This is a genomic window from Paenibacillus sp. Y951, assembly GCF_056786395.1.
The window spans coordinates 1-15,425 of sequence record NZ_JBXCIY010000005.1; the positions used below are offsets into that span (position 1 = coordinate 1).

Below are 15,425 nucleotides of genomic sequence, written 5' to 3' on the forward strand. Positions count from 1 at the left end.
ATTCCGTTTGAACATCCAACGTCATGTACATACTCATCTCTCCCTTGAGACAAGTATGTAGCATGTCGTCAAAACTGTACATCTTTATTCAAGCAATTCTGTACATATTTAGACTAGCATTTATATCTTCTGAAGTTCGATTCTTATTTGAGGCAACATAGCTTGCAAATTGCTAGTTCTTCCTAGCAGTATGTTGAGTTATAGTTTCCGGTTAGTTCAATAACTGTTAGCCCCACTTTTTCACAAAAGTAACTCTATGATAGTCTGTTTCAAAGAAATCCTTTTCAAAATCAACTTGCTCATAACCAATATTGCGGTAGAAAGTTAACGTTTTTTCATTTCCAACATGCCCCAGAGTTTGTAGAATCACCTTGTTCCCACCAAGTAAGTGAACTTGATTACATATGGTATCAAGCAATCCTTTTCCGATTCCCTTACGTTGACTTTCCTTATGAACTGCTACCCCAACTATTTCATAAAGTCTTTTTTCGACATCGAAAATATATCCAGCATGACCGAGAACAATATCGGTATGTGCCACGTAATAACCGCAAATCTTATGATCCTGTTTCTCCAGAAAATCAGACCACCTCAATGGGTATTTCTCAATGATGAATTTTGGAAATTGAAGAGGGTGACTTGCCATAATATTTTCAACATGACTTCGGTCATTATCTTCCAATAAACGTATAATCAAGCCTTCACCCCCCTGAATTACTGGAAGCTATTGATAAGTACAACTTCCAGTCGTAATCCTTAAGTTTAACAATATTCATCACTCGTGTGCGGCATGAAAATACTTGACAATTTCCCCGCCTGATAGTAAGGGTAATCCATCATCTTTTGGACCTTCTTCACCACATCCTTATTCGTTAGTGATTCAACAAGGTACAACCCTAAATCAATTGAAGCTGAAACACCTCCGCCGGTTAAAATATTCCCATCGCGTACAATCCGAGCCTTAACAACCTCTGTGCAATAAGGAATCAACAATTCATAAGCAGCTGGATTCGTTGTCGCTATTTTATCAGTTAAGAACCCTGCAGCACCTAAAAGCAAAGCCCCCGTACAAACAGACACTTTGTATTCCACATCTCGAGCAGTTTGTATCCAAGATATAAACTCTGTATCGTATCTCAATTCTCTGGTAGACATGCCGCCGGGAATAAATATTAAATCATACTTAGACAGATCTGGGCTAATATGCTTTATCTGTATTGTCATACCACGGTCGTCTGTAATTTCCTCGCGTTTTGCACAGAGATCCCAAGACACATTTTCTTTAACATTTAGAATTTTCAGCCAAGATACCGCTTCATAAAATCCGACAAAGTCCAATGTTGTCATCTTGTCAAAAAGAATATACGCTACTTTCACCCCATAACACCTTCCCTTTCATGGATAGAAACACAAAAAAGCATCTGATCTTAGATCAAATACTTTGCCCAGGCGAACGGCGTATGAAATATGTGCTTCCTCGTGGTACTCCACGTTTCGCCAGTCACACATACCAAATATTTACTTTATTATAGTCTGAATTATCTATTACATCAAGTTAATTTTTACTTATTATTACTGCTTAATCGTAAAGGAATCCAGTAAATCCCCGTTAACATCGTAAGCGTTGTAGTTCAGCTCAGTTGCGGAGACGGTTACTGTTCCAAACATTTGCAATCCATTCTGGAAATGAACGGCTTGATACTTTTTATACTTTTTCTTTTCATTAAATTTCGTCCCCGAAGCGTTCATCGTAACGTAAACCGTACCTTCAGTAATCGGATTGGATTGAGCCTCAACAACATTACCGTCGATCAACGGATAACTTCTCGAATATTCGTGGTTATGACCTTGCAACACGAGCTGAACACCATACTTATCAAATAATTGTACCCAATCATCTGCTTCATTAAAGCGACTGCCGCCATATACGCCGCGATGCATAGAAACGACAATCCACTTCTGCGGATGTTCCTCTAACACTTGTTCTAACCAACTCGTTTGTTCATTAATATCCCCTTCGGTATTCATACTAATATAGAGCATATTACTATACTCAAAATAATAACTTGTCTCTGCAATAAGCTTATTCGCCCCATTTAACGGCATCTTAAAATGTGAATGATAACTACTCGCCATTCCTTTCAGTTGTTCATGATTACCTGTTGTCGGCATAAATGGCTGACTCTTAAGTGATTTACTATATTGGAAGAACCATTTCCACTGTTGTTCAACATTTGGATCTTCAGTCATATCGCCGCTATGCACAATAAATTGAGCTTCTGGCAATGTGTTTATCGCTTTTGCTAATGTTTGTCCCCACACTTGATAATCATTTTCAGTCTCACCTTGTGAATCTGTTACGTGAATAAATGAAAACTGCTCCTGGTCAGCACTGTAGATTTGGAATATGGCATTGTCACTACGTAACTTTTTGTTCTCTCCACCAACACGATATGTGTAACTCATGTTCTCTTGCAGATGATCTAATCTCACAGAATAGCGATAATAAGTCTCGTCATTGCTATTCCTGTATTCCTTTACGGATGCTGCCGTTGTTATCACATGATCAGAATTCCATGAGTCGTATTCCGTACTACTAACCCACTCTATATAAGGTTGAACTTCTAACTGTGTAGAACTCCAACTTATAATACGCGTTGTATCATCTACAATCGAGATCGTTACTCCGTAAGGCTTCTCATTGTTATGTTTTTTCCAATACTCTACTATACCAATACCTATCAGCAATATTGCGATAATGATCACTATTATTAATTTATCTTTCTGCATGTAATCTCACCTGCTCTCATCCCTTTTACAAAAGTTTAACATGAAATTCTATTGACAACCATTCAGCGTACTTTCAGTTACTATTCATTTTCATATAAGCATTCGACTTTACAATATAACTATACATTGATTACTACGAAATAGAAATGAGGTGTACTATGAGTCAATCGTTAAAATATCGCAATGAGTTCAATTATTATATTAGTCCTCATCAACGTTACATGTGCTTTTTTCTATAATTCAACTATTATCGGCTCACTAGTTATAGATAACTAAAAAAGCTGAATGTATAAGTATAGGATCTGGATAGTTCCAGTCTTACTTAGCTGCATTCAGCTTTCTATTATACACCTATTAACGTTCATAGTTCACTTCGTCATCAAGGGCTTCTTTTCGAACTACCACTTAAAGTAACTACCTCTTGGGGCTCTTTTCGAATGCATAATAGTATTAAAAACTGTGCCGATGCCATCACTATTATTATGATTGGTAACCAAATCGAATCAAGATCATTTGCAAAAACAATTAATAAAATAATGGTACAGATCCGTCCTAAGTTAAGGAATAATTCCCTCATTACGACAGCTTCTACCTTCAATTGTCCCTTTAATGGTAATGTATTAATCGATCTGTAGAAATGCGATGTCAATGAGTTTGTAATTAATGGTGTACACATCGAGTATATAATCATAAAAATAACAACTGACCATAAATTAACTTCAATTAACAATAAAAGGGCTCCATCTGATGAATAATAAGTCCTGCTAATGCCGGTCCTGCCAACCCTGCTAAATTGAATGTAATCGTATTAATAGCTAGATAACGGATACGATTACGCTCGGTCGAAACATCATACTGTAAAACCAAATACCCCGTCCAGCAATACCCTCCAGCAATACCATTAAGCAATGCAAATATAATGTAGTATTGAGGTGCTGCTTCACCAGTTACAATAACTAGCAAATAGAAGATCGCGAAAAATGAAATTCCAAGTCGATACACTACCATTCGATCAAGTCTCTTTGCTACTAAGCCACCGACTGCAAATGCATCTGGCGTAATTGCAAAGTTAATCATGTTATACACCGCATTGATTGTAAAGTCACCTGTCAGTCTCCACAAGTACAAATTGAGGAATAATCCTGACATCGATGCTCCGAATTGAAAGAAAGCATGAATAGTAAGTGAGACGACAGCTTCTTTGCTGAGACGAAGATCTAGTGGTAATGAATCACTCGTAAAAAATTGCTTTATTCGAGCAACGAGACTACCTTGTGACATACTGTTCTCTTCCTTATATAAAACAGCTTTCAACTCGCCAAAATAATAAAATTATTGTCGTCTTACATTGTGATAGATGCAACTCCTATTGTAATACATCTTTATCACCGATACTTAACAATATTGTAGTTCCATTTGCAGTGTAGATTTTATATGGTAAGTTAGATTTAATCAGTTGTAGAGGGGATGAGACGATGGCTGGAAATATCTATTACATTATTTATTCAATTGGCTTAGTAATTGCGCTCTGTATTCTGCTGATCATAATAAAATTAATAAATCGCAAACGCGTAATGATAGTTGTGCTCATTATTTCTATTCCAAGCTTCATCCTATGTCAGACATACTTTTGGAATTTCACGTTCAATAGTTATGTAAAGAGTTATTTGTTCTCTAGCGAAAGTTTTGCCTGTGAATTTGAAAAGGAACTGAAAAACATTACAATACCACTGCCTGAGCGAACTGTACTTAAAGCTAAAGAAGATGCATGTTCACCTTTTTATTTTACTTATAGGCTGTTTTCGTATAAATTGTTGCTTTCTTGACCACCCTTATAAAGGGTTGCTATAATTGGGGTCAAGGAGGCGTTTTTATGTGGTTGAATGTGTATGAAAATGCAAATGAACTTTCAAGGGAAGAGCAATTAGCACTCTTCAACGCCTTGAAGAACGATTTGTTTCCAAACGAACCTGACAAGTTTTTGAAACTACTGACGGATATTCGTGAAAGCCGATTTAGCAATGGATTGGCTTGTTTACATTGTGGAAGTGTAGCGGTAAAAAGAAACGGAAAGTATAAATCACGTCAACGTTATCTTTGCAAGGATTGTAATAAAACATTCAACGATATGACGAACACTCCGTTCTCTGGCTCTCATTATCCTGAAAAATGGGTGAAGTATATAGAGTTAATGGTGGAAGGATACACATTGCCGAAAATCGCAAAACGCCTAAAAATACACATTTCTACTGCTTTTTATTGGAGACATAAGGTTCTATTTGCATTACGTTCGCACAAGTTTAATCAAATGCAAGGCATAATTGAGAGTGATGAAACATTCTTTCCAGAGTCATTCAAAGGAAGAATGGTCACACATCGGAAACCGAGGAAACGTAGAACTCCTGACGAAAAACGTGGAATTTCGGACCTTAAAATTGCAGTTGTAGTTGCACAAGACCGTAGTGATAATATAGTTGCAGTAAAGGCAGAAACGGGGCGTGTTAGAGCAGAGGAAATTGACACTGCGATTGGTGAGTATATTCCCCCCTCTTCTTTGCTATGTACAGATACAGCGACTAACTATAAGAAGTTCGCTAAAATCAAGGGATTACAGCACGAAACTATCAACGAAAGGCAAAAACAACGTGTAAAGAAAGGCATTTACCACGTTCAGAACGTCAATAACTTTCATAGTCGCTTAAAGACATGGATTAGAAGGTTCCAAGGGGTAGCCACTAAGTATCTTGATAACTATCTTTATTGGTTCAGATGGTTAGAAATAGACAAGCATTTGTCCTATGAAAAACAAGTAGAACAAATGCTCATTTCCGCATGTCAAAAATCTAATTACACAACAGTCGGAATGCTTAGGATTGCATAAAACCCCAATTATGGGGTATGAAGTAAATCAGTCCTTATTCGTCATTCTACTGTATTAGCAAAGCCATATTTAATTGAGCTTTATACTAAAAACTTGCTCTTTCGCTTCAATCGCTGGCGAATCAATCACTTTTTTAATTCTATCGAGTTTGCTATCGTCTATATCTTTAATGTAAATATATACTTTATTATCCTTTTCGTTTGTTGCAATAACAGATATACCTAAATCGAGCATATTATCAGTTAAGACTTTAACAACTTCATCAAGGTATTTTAGTGAATAGTTCACACTATGAAGTTCAACATTATCTAATTTCACCTTGTCCTTGAAATCATCTGTATCTCCAACAATATTAATATGATAAATGCCATTATCTATATATAACCCTGCATATTGTTCATCATTAAGATGTAAGCCAATTATATTAAGTATATATGGTTTTTGTCGTTCAGAAGATTGAGATACATTAGATTGGGAATCGCTTAATTGAGGAACCTTGGATTGAGTATTACAACCAAATAATACGATAGACATAAGTGCCAAAAATAAAGTAAATAGTAGTAATTTTTTCATTAACATAAACCTCCAACGTAATATATTCCTAATATTCTATATAGACGAAGGTGTACCTTGAAATGTTTCATTTAATGTATATATTAAAAAACAACAAACTTTACGAAAACAGCCTACTTATATTAGTGAAACTGAATTTCAATCCTTCTACGAAAAAGAGTTAACTAGACTGAAAACTTCAGATTTAATTCAAAACTACCATTTCATCCAAGAAGGTGTTCGCGGACAAAAGGATAGGAGCGGATTTTTTGTTAAGTTAGCTACTGGATCAAACATAGTTATTTCTTTTCAGGCAAAGAATGTTAATCATTTAGCCATTACATATGTACGGGACAATTAATTAGAGCTAACTGTAGCGTACGATCGAAACTATTAATTCAAGAGATTCATCTTACAATACATTTAAAGCAAATAGGGAACTTCATGATCTTCCATGAAGTTCCCTATTTGCTTTGTCGAGCATTATATATGTCTCAAGTTAATCATATGATTAAGCCAGTTTCACCATAGCTTCAAGCGCTGCTTTAATTTCACGTTCAACAGCATCACTTACTACGTTTGTATGTGGGTCATAACCTTCAGCTAGATCAGAATCTGCATAGCCATCAAGTGCTACAATTGCTCCAGCACGAATACCGCGAAGAGAAGCGATCACATACAATGCTGAAATCTCCATCTCTACTGCTAGTGCACCTGAAGCTTTATATAGTTTGTGAGGTATTTCTACTGGTCCATTGAAAAATACATCAAGCGTTACAGTAATACCTTTCTTCACAATACCACCTTGCTCTTCTGCAGAAGCAAATAGCGCATTAACAACTTCGCTATCGCCAATCGCCGGGAAACCATCAGGTACTAATTGTTTAGTTAATCCATCTGTACGAATGGTACCCGTACTTACGATCAAACTTCCTGCAGGATGATCAGCAGAGTAAGAACCTGCTGTACCTACACGAATAATCGTATGGACGCCACCTTTAATGAGCTCCTCGAAACATACCGCAGCACCAGGGCAACCTACACCATGGCTTACAACAGCTAATTGTACACCTTTATACGAACCAACAAATGTACGGTACTCACGAGCATAAGCCAGCTCAACCGTATCAGTTAGCATATCTGCAATTTTCTTCGCACGACGTGGATCTCCACATACGATAGCAAGACCTGGCAGTTGCTCTGAATTAACTTCAAGAATAGATAAAAACATTTAGTCAAACTCCTTCCCATGCCACTCATCTTCTGGAAGATCAAATCCATCTCCAGAGAAACGTTGTTCGGCAAATGGTTCTGCATAATTATGAAATCCATTTTGTTCCCAAAATCCTGGTTGATCCTCAACCATAAATTCAATTCCAGTAATCCATTTCACACTTTTCCAAAAGTAAAGATGAGGGATGACCATCCGTAGTGGTCCCCCATGCTTTTCAGTAAGTGGCTCACCATCAAAAGTATGTGCTAATAAGATATTGTCCCGCATCAAATCCGCTAAAGGTACATTAGCTGAATAATCACTATCCCCATGGATCATCACATATTTCGCTTCAGGCTTAACGCCGAGCAATGGTAACAAATCTGTAAACTTAATACCAACCCAAGTTGTATCGAGCTTAGACCAACGCGTTACACAATGAATATCACAAGTAATTTTCGTTTGAGGCAGCTTCATTAAGTCATCAAAGCTAAAGCTACGAATGCTGTCTACTTCACCAAACGCTTTAATACTCCATGTAGACATATCATAATACGGTACTTCACCTTCAGTAAGAATTGGAAAGCGATCAGTAACGGTTTGTCCAGGAGGTACACGATGTTGAAGCTCAGGTGGTACTTTAGCAGCTAATGGTGCCTTTACTTTTTTCAAACGTTCAGCTTTCTTATGCATATCGACGACCTCCTAAAACTTTTCTGCGCATCTTGGATTAACTTCCTTGTACAGAAAAGTACTTCGGAAGTATAAACTTCAACTTTTCTGCTCTTCCTAGCGTGAACTTCCGTTAGACTTTTTCGCTTCGTCTTTGTATCCATTGTTTTTGAAGAAGATCATCGCAATAATCGTTACAACAAACGGAAGCATAGCTGAAAGATTTGACGGAATAGAGAAGTTTTGCAGTCTATAGCTCAATGCTTCCATAAACCCAAACAATATACTCGCTCCGGCTACTCCAATCGGATTCGATTGACCTAGCATCGTTGCTACTAACGCGATAAAACCACGACCGCTAGTCATACCCTCATTAAACATCGTTACATTACCAAGTGACAGCTGAGCACCTGCAAGTCCACAAAGTGCACCCGAAAGTAATACCGCAAAGTATTGGATTTTACGAACCGGTAAGCCGATGCTACGAGCTGCCGTTGGATTCTCTCCAGCTGCAAGTAGGCGGAACCCTGATACCGTTTTATATAAGTAAAGTTGTAATAAAATTACGATCGCAATCGATACATACACAAGAATCGATTGACCAGAAATAACATCACCGATCCATGGGATATCCTTTATTAATGGAATATCAATCTTAGGTAGGCCCTGCATATCTTTATCGTAATAGGCTCCCTTTACATTGAAAATCGCACGAAGGGCAAACGTTGTTAGTCCAACGGCTAAGAAGTTAATAGCAATACCTACGACAATGACATTCGCCTGTAAATTAATACTCATATAGGCAAAGAGTAGTGCGAACAACAGTGAACAACCAATAGCGAACAAGATCGCCATTGTAATACTACCTGTTAAGTAATTACCAAGAATAGCGGAAAATGCACCGACTAAGATTAGACCTTCCAAACCAACATTAAATAGTCCAACTCGTGCGCATATTGCTCCACCTAAAGCTGCAAGCAAAATCGGTGTAATCATACGTAAAGCTGCAGCGAATAAGGAGACATCAATTAGTTGATCCATCTTTCGCCCCCGCTTTCTTGCGTTTAATGAATGAAATTGTAAACTTAGCTGTTATAAACAAAATTAATACAGCTTGGATAATGCTAGATACTTCTAGTGGAACATCGGTATTACGCTCCATTCCCATTCCACCAGTTTGCAATGCAGCGAGGAAAATAGCTGCAATGGCTGTACCAATAGGATTCGAGCTTGCTAGTAATGTAGCCATAATCCCCGTCCAAGCATAATTGGCAGATACTAATGAACCATCAAGAAAACGGTACGAAGTACCTAGCACATCAGATGCACCAGCAAGACCTGCAAAAGCACCACTGATCAGCATACTAACCACCATCAATCGGCCGCGATTGACACCACCATAGCTTGCAAACAGGGGATTACCGCCCAACATCCGAATTTGGTAACCTTTTTTCGTATATTTAATAAATAAAAACAATCCAATTGTCGCAACAATTGCGATGATAAAGCCGATATGAAGTGTCATCCCTGAAAAGAGCTTGGGAAACCATATTGTTTTATCAATCATTTGCGTCTGGGACAATGCTGAATTCGTTGTACTATCTTTGAACGGATAGGCAACCATATACCCCGCAAAAAGTGATGCGATATAGTTAAGTAAAAGCGTTGTAATTAATAAGTTCATGCCGAATCTAGAATCTAACCAGCCTGCAAGAGCAGACCAAAGACCAGCTACAACCATAGCTGCCATAATAGCTGCGATCGCTTTGAACCAAGCTGGACCTGGTACGTAAAGTGCTGTTATTGCAGCACTTAAAGCTCCTAGAACCATTTGACCCTCTGAACCCATATTGAAAAATCCTGCTTTGAATGCTAATGATGCACCAAGACCAACTAAAATAATCGGAGTGGCACGAGCTAATGTACTCGTTAAGAAATAAAAATTTCCGAAAGCACCGTTCCACATTTCTTTATAAGTTTCAATAATATTTCCATCAACGACCAGAATTGCGATCGCACCGATCACAAGACCTGCAACTATTGCAATTAGCGGCTGTAATAGCGACTGTAAAGTACTCTTCATCTTATCCAACAGCTTTTCCTCCCGCCATTAGTAGACTAATTTGCTCTTCAGTAGCTATAGCAGCATCTAATTCGCCAGCAATTTTACCTTCATACATAACTAAGATACGATCTGCAAGCTTCATAATTTCTGTCAATTCACTTGATACTAGCAAAATACCCGCTTTTTCATCACGACGTTTTAATAACTCTCCGTGAATAATTTCCATTGCACCGACATCTACACCTCTAGTAGGCTCAGCAGCAATAAGAAACGGCGTTTGCTGGGCAACCTCACGTGCAACAATCAGCTTTTGTAAATTACCACCGGATAAATATTGAGCCTTAGTGCCCAGTGAACCTGTTTTAATTCCATATCTTTGAACCCACTCAGACACGAGCTTTTTAATTTTATTGCCTTGAAGAATTCCATATTTACTCGTTGATTCCAAATGTCCCATTATTCCATTATCAGAAACGGTTGCATCTTTGGACACTCCCCAAAGGTATCGATCCTCAGGAATATGTGCAAGTCCACTTTCACGAATTTGCTTCACAGAAGCACCGGTTACATTCATACCTTGTATTGTAATCGTTCCTTCATCATAAGGCATCAATCCGGAAATTGCTTGTAGTAGCTCTGACTGACCATTCCCAGATATGCCAGCTATACCTACGATTTCACCTTCACGCACGTTGAAATTAATATCGTCTAGTAATGGCTTGGTTTTAGTACCTTTAATAGAGAGGGATTGTACATTAATAACTGGTTGTCCATATTCAAGCTTTCGACGTTCAAGCTTAACAAGCTCCCGTCCAACCATCATTTTAGATAGCTCTTCTTCATTCGTATCAGCAGCATTCACTGTGCCAGTAATATGACCATCACGAAGTACTGTAATACGATCAGCTACTTCCATAATTTCACCGAGTTTATGACTAATAATAATAAAACTTTTACCAGTGGCAGCAAGTTTTTTGATCGAAATCAAAAATTCTTTGACTTCTAGAGGTGTTAACACACCTGTCGGTTCATCTAGAATAATGATTTCAGCACCTTGATACAATACTTTCAATATTTCTACTCGTTGTTGCATTCCTAGTGAACAATCTGCAATTTTTTGCTTAGCATTAACTGGCATTCCGTATTGCTGGGATAATTGCAGTGTTTCTTCAATTGCTGTTTTACGATCAAACTTCAAACCTTTACTTGGCTCACGACCAATAACGATATTCTCTGCAATCGTAAATGCCGGGAACAACATAAAATGCTGATGTACCATCCCGATGTTTTGCCCGATAGCGTCCGTTGGATCATGAAATGCTACAGCTTTGCCATTAATTCTAATTTCACCACTTGTTGGGCGTTCCATGCCATACAAAATGCGCATCAACGTCGTTTTACCTGCACCATTTTCACCGATAAGCGCATGAACTTCACCTTTACGCAAATTAAAATTAACACTATGATTAGCAGTTACAGAGCCATACGACTTTGTTATACTGTCCATCTCAAGCAGCATATAGACGCTCCTTTCAAACAATTAAGCCGGCTGCAGTTACTGCAGCCGGCAAACTACTTATTAAAATATATTATTTTGTAATAGAAGTGTCGATAGTACCGGCTTTGATACCTTCAGCAATTTCTTGTAGCTGAGCAATATCTTCATCAGTAAGTTTTTCACTACGTGGAGATTCACTTTCTGTTGTTACGAAAGTAAGACCTACACCGCCTTCAGCTAAACCATAATAGCTAGTTCCGAAGTCAAATGTATTTTCAACGAATAGTTTAACTGTATCATAAGTAACAGTATCAACTTCTTTAAGTTGAGATAGGATAACATGCTCAGGATCGATTACCGTACGGTCAACGTCTTGTCCAGAAGCATAGAAGCCTTTATCTTTTGCAGCTTCAAATATACCAAAGTCACCAACTGCAGCCAAACCAGCGATAAAGTCAGCACCTTGTGCGTTTTGTTGAAGTGCAAGTTCTTTTGCTTTTGCTGAATCCACATAACTACCTACATAAGCAGTTAAAACTTTTGCATCAGGATTCGTATGAGCAAGACCTTTTGCAAAACCAATTGTATACTTGTCCATTTGTGCGCCTTCAACAGCAACAACATTACCTACAATGTTGGACTCTGTTACAAGACCTGCAGCAGCACCTAATAGGAAGGATGCTTGATTTTCAATGAAAGCAGCACTTCTAACATTAGGAATGCCTTCAATGACATGGTCAATAATTGCAATCGGAAGATCTGGGTTTTCAGCTGCGATTATTCTTAATGCATCTTCAGCTTGGTAAGTTGCAGTAATAATCATGTCATACCCTTCAGCAACTGCAGCGCGGAAGTGTTGTTCAAACATATTAGCATCTGAAGCTTCCATCGTTCTAATTGTAACTCCAAAGTCTTCACCAGCTTTTTTGAAACCTTTATCCATTAGTTCGAAGAATGGGTTAACACCAATTTGTTCAGGAAGAACCATAGCAATTTTAATATCTTTGTTTGCTCCATCAGTTGTACCCTCTGTGTTAGTACCGCTGTTGTTAGTACCATTTGAACCTTGATTTGCATTGTTACCACATGCAGCCAATAGGCCAATAACTAGAACCATTGACAATAATAAAGTAAGTCTCTTTTTCACTGTGTGTTTCTCTCCTCATCCAAATTAGAAATTCGACAAATTACTACCTTATCTTACACAATTATAGCTACAATTTAAGTGTTAATTAATAAACGCCACAAAAACGACACACTTAATAGCGTTTACACTGTCATTCTGCGACAAAATGGGGCTATTTGATATTAACTAAACTTAATTACATAGTAATTTGTGCCAAACGAGCCGTTTTCATTCTTTACCTGTAGAATTAAAATTCACCATATTTTGCTTCATTTTATTAAATAGATACATTCCATTCTCCATTTCTTCGCTAGTAAGGTCCGCGAATAAATGAATCATTAAGTTTTTCCGCACCGCTTTAATTTGCTCTACATGCTTTTCTCCGACTTCTGACAGCTTCAACAATACAACACGTCGATCATGCATATCTTTCTCTCTCGTAACAAATCCTAATTCGATTAGTCGATCTGATAAGCCTGTTACCGCTCCACATGTAATATATAACTTATCTGCAATATGTGATGCTTTCGTTGGACCATTTTCTGATAATTGTGTCATCATTCTAGCATGAGTGATACCGAGTCCCGATATACTGTATTTCCCCCAGTATGTATTAATGATGCTTCTGATCTCACGAAAGGATTCATCTAATCTATTCATTAACTCCTTATTATCTTCAAAATGATTATCCATTTCGGTCCCCTTTTCAAAATGCTTTATTTACTACGTTGATATAGAGTCTAGTATTCATTTTAATGACCAATTCGTATTATAGTATATCAAATAATACGCAACAATGGCGCAGTTCGGTTCACATTACGGTTATTACTTTGTAGCCAAGCACTATTGAGTATGCTAAAATTACAACTATAATCATTTATCATGATCATAACAATTTAACTATTTCACTATAGTGTATACGTACAAGGAGGAACTTCCACATGGCAAAGAAAAGAATGCGTTCTGATATGATTAAAAAAGGTTTTGACCGTGCGCCACATCGTAGCTTGCTACGTGCTGCTGGAGTAAAAGAAGAGGATTTTGACAAACCATTTATCGCGGTATGTAACTCATACATTGATATTGTTCCAGGTCATGTTCATCTTCAGGAATTTGGTAAATTAGTTAAAGAAGCGATTCGTGAAGCTGGCGGTGTTCCTTTTGAATTTAATACTATTGGCGTAGATGATGGTATCGCAATGGGTCATATCGGTATGCGTTATTCCCTTGCTAGCCGTGAAATTATCGCTGACTCTGTAGAGACAGTAGTTAATGCTCACTGGTTCGATGGTATGATCTGTATTCCGAACTGTGACAAAATCACACCTGGTATGATTATGGGTGCGCTTCGCGTTAACATTCCAACCATGCTAGTTAGTGGCGGACCAATGAAGGCTGGTAAAACATCTGATGGTCGTGCGATCTCACTTACAAGCGTATTTGAAGGTGTTGGTGCTCACCAATCTGGTCTTATCAATGATGAGCAGCTTTACGAACTAGAAGCATATGGTTGTCCTACTTGTGGTTCATGTTCAGGTATGTTCACAGCTAACTCAATGAACTGCTTAGCTGAAGGTCTTGGACTAGCATTACCTGGTAATGGTACGATTCTTGCCGTTGCTCCTGAACGTAAAGAATTCGTGAAACAAGCAGCTCGTCAATTAATGAAACTTATCGAAATGGATCGTAAACCTCGCGATATCGTTACAAAAGCAGCAATCGACAATGCTTTTGCCCTTGATATGGCGATGGGTGGTTCTACAAATACAGTACTTCATACACTTGCTATCGCACATGAAGCAGGCATTGAATATTCAATCGAAGAAATCAATGAAATTGCTGAACGTGTTCCTCATTTAGCAAAAATCGCTCCAGCATCTGATTATCATATTGAAGATGTGCACAATGCTGGTGGTGTTAGTGCTATCATTCATGAGTTATTGAAAAAAGACGGCGCATTCGACGGCGATTGCTTATCTGTATCTGGAAAAACAATTCGCGAAAATGTTGAAGGCTGTGAAATTCAAGATACGGATGTTATCCATACAATCGACAATCCACATACTGCTCGTGGTGGACTAGCTATCCTATTCGGTAACATTGCTCCTAACGGTTCCGTTATCAAAACTGGTGCCGTTGACAAATCAGTAGGCGGCTATCATAAAGGTCCTGCTATTTGCTTCGATTCTCAAGATGAATGTCTTGAAGCTCTAGCTCAAGGTAAAATCAAAGAAGGTCATGTTGTAGTTATTCGCTACGAAGGCCCTCGTGGCGGCCCAGGGATGCCTGAGATGCTTGCTCCAACTTCGGCAATCGTTGGTATGGGTCTAGGAGCTAAAGTTGCTCTTATCACTGATGGTCGTTTCTCTGGTGCCTCTCGTGGTATTTCTATTGGTCACGTTTCTCCAGAAGCTGCTGATGGCGGTCCAATAGCTTTTGTTAACGATGGCGATGAAATCGAAATCGATATGAATAATCGTACGATGAACCTGTTAATTAGTGATGAAGAGTTTGAAGCTCGTAAAGCCGCATGGCCTGGATTCGAACTTAAAATCAAACGCGGCTACCTAGCTCGTTACGCGCATTTGGTGACTAGTGCCAACACAGGCGCAGTAATGAAAATGTAAC

Annotated in this window: 15 protein-coding genes and 1 riboswitch; of the genes, 2 read left to right on the plus strand and 13 right to left on the minus strand. The window is 38.2% G+C overall.

Annotated features, from left to right (window positions below):
- Window positions 1–226: 226 nt before the first annotated feature.
- From AC1TPB_RS08490 to AC1TPB_RS08510, 5 genes are all read right to left on the minus strand, one after another.
- Entirely contained in the window at window positions 227–697 is a 471-nt protein-coding gene (locus tag AC1TPB_RS08490; RefSeq protein ID WP_482076085.1) for a GNAT family N-acetyltransferase, read from the minus strand.
- A 65-nt stretch (window positions 698–762) separates the two neighbouring features.
- Window positions 763–1,377, minus strand: a complete 615-nt coding sequence (locus AC1TPB_RS08495) for a DJ-1/PfpI family protein (RefSeq protein ID WP_482076086.1) — start codon at window positions 1,375–1,377, stop codon at window positions 763–765.
- A 59-nt stretch (window positions 1,378–1,436) separates the two neighbouring features.
- Window positions 1,437–1,515, minus strand: a riboswitch (ZMP/ZTP riboswitch).
- A gap of 57 nt (window positions 1,516–1,572) precedes the next feature.
- Window positions 1,573–2,790: a purple acid phosphatase family protein gene (locus tag AC1TPB_RS08500; protein WP_482076087.1), complete on the minus strand. Its 1,218-nt coding sequence runs from the start codon at window positions 2,788–2,790 to the stop codon at window positions 1,573–1,575.
- Window positions 2,791–3,169: 379 nt separating this feature from the next.
- Entirely contained in the window at window positions 3,170–3,520 is a 351-nt protein-coding gene (locus AC1TPB_RS08505; protein WP_482076088.1) for a hypothetical protein, read from the minus strand.
- On the minus strand, window positions 3,514–4,071 hold the full coding sequence (locus AC1TPB_RS08510; RefSeq protein ID WP_482076089.1) for an MFS transporter: 558 nt from the start codon (window positions 4,069–4,071) through the stop codon (window positions 3,514–3,516). Before AC1TPB_RS08510 ends, AC1TPB_RS08505 begins: the two co-directional genes overlap by 7 nt.
- 592 nt (window positions 4,072–4,663) lie before the next feature.
- Between AC1TPB_RS08510 and AC1TPB_RS08515 the strand changes: the two genes are divergently transcribed.
- Window positions 4,664–5,671: an IS1595 family transposase gene (locus AC1TPB_RS08515; protein ID WP_482076090.1), complete on the plus strand. Its 1,008-nt coding sequence runs from the start codon at window positions 4,664–4,666 to the stop codon at window positions 5,669–5,671.
- A 69-nt stretch (window positions 5,672–5,740) separates the two neighbouring features.
- On the opposite strand, the gene AC1TPB_RS08520 is transcribed toward AC1TPB_RS08515, so the two are convergent.
- The 8 genes from AC1TPB_RS08520 to AC1TPB_RS08555 form a co-directional block, all read right to left on the minus strand.
- The gene (locus AC1TPB_RS08520; RefSeq protein ID WP_482076091.1) at window positions 5,741–6,244 is read right to left on the minus strand and encodes a hypothetical protein; all 504 of its coding nucleotides are present in this window, start codon (window positions 6,242–6,244) and stop codon (window positions 5,741–5,743) included.
- Window positions 6,245–6,734: 490 nt separating this feature from the next.
- Entirely contained in the window at window positions 6,735–7,454 is a 720-nt protein-coding gene (locus tag AC1TPB_RS08525; protein WP_482076092.1) for a nucleoside phosphorylase, read from the minus strand.
- Window positions 7,455–8,129: a sulfite oxidase-like oxidoreductase gene (locus AC1TPB_RS08530; RefSeq protein WP_482076093.1), complete on the minus strand. Its 675-nt coding sequence runs from the start codon at window positions 8,127–8,129 to the stop codon at window positions 7,455–7,457.
- Window positions 8,130–8,225: 96 nt separating this feature from the next.
- Window positions 8,226–9,149: an ABC transporter permease gene (locus tag AC1TPB_RS08535; protein ID WP_482076094.1), complete on the minus strand. Its 924-nt coding sequence runs from the start codon at window positions 9,147–9,149 to the stop codon at window positions 8,226–8,228.
- Window positions 9,133–10,200 (minus strand): ABC transporter permease, encoded by a 1,068-nt coding sequence (locus tag AC1TPB_RS08540; protein ID WP_482061427.1) that lies wholly within the window; start codon window positions 10,198–10,200, stop codon window positions 9,133–9,135. The genes AC1TPB_RS08535 and AC1TPB_RS08540 overlap by 17 nt, the downstream gene beginning before the upstream one ends.
- A complete protein-coding gene (locus tag AC1TPB_RS08545; RefSeq protein WP_482076095.1) occupies window positions 10,193–11,692 on the minus strand; it encodes an ABC transporter ATP-binding protein in 1,500 nt (499 codons plus the stop codon). Before AC1TPB_RS08545 ends, AC1TPB_RS08540 begins: the two co-directional genes overlap by 8 nt.
- Before the next feature lie 70 nt (window positions 11,693–11,762).
- Window positions 11,763–12,818 carry a BMP family lipoprotein gene (locus AC1TPB_RS08550; protein WP_482076096.1) on the minus strand — a complete coding sequence of 352 codons (1,056 nt, stop codon included), beginning with the start codon at window positions 12,816–12,818 and terminating at the stop codon, window positions 11,763–11,765.
- A 207-nt stretch (window positions 12,819–13,025) separates the two neighbouring features.
- On the minus strand, window positions 13,026–13,490 hold the full coding sequence (locus AC1TPB_RS08555; RefSeq protein WP_482076097.1) for a MarR family winged helix-turn-helix transcriptional regulator: 465 nt from the start codon (window positions 13,488–13,490) through the stop codon (window positions 13,026–13,028).
- Between the two features lie 248 nt (window positions 13,491–13,738).
- Between AC1TPB_RS08555 and ilvD the strand changes: the two genes are divergently transcribed.
- Window positions 13,739–15,424, plus strand: coding sequence for a dihydroxy-acid dehydratase (gene ilvD, locus AC1TPB_RS08560; RefSeq protein ID WP_482076098.1), 1,686 nt, complete (start codon window positions 13,739–13,741; stop codon window positions 15,422–15,424).
- The last annotated feature ends 1 nt before the right edge of the window (window position 15,425 follow it).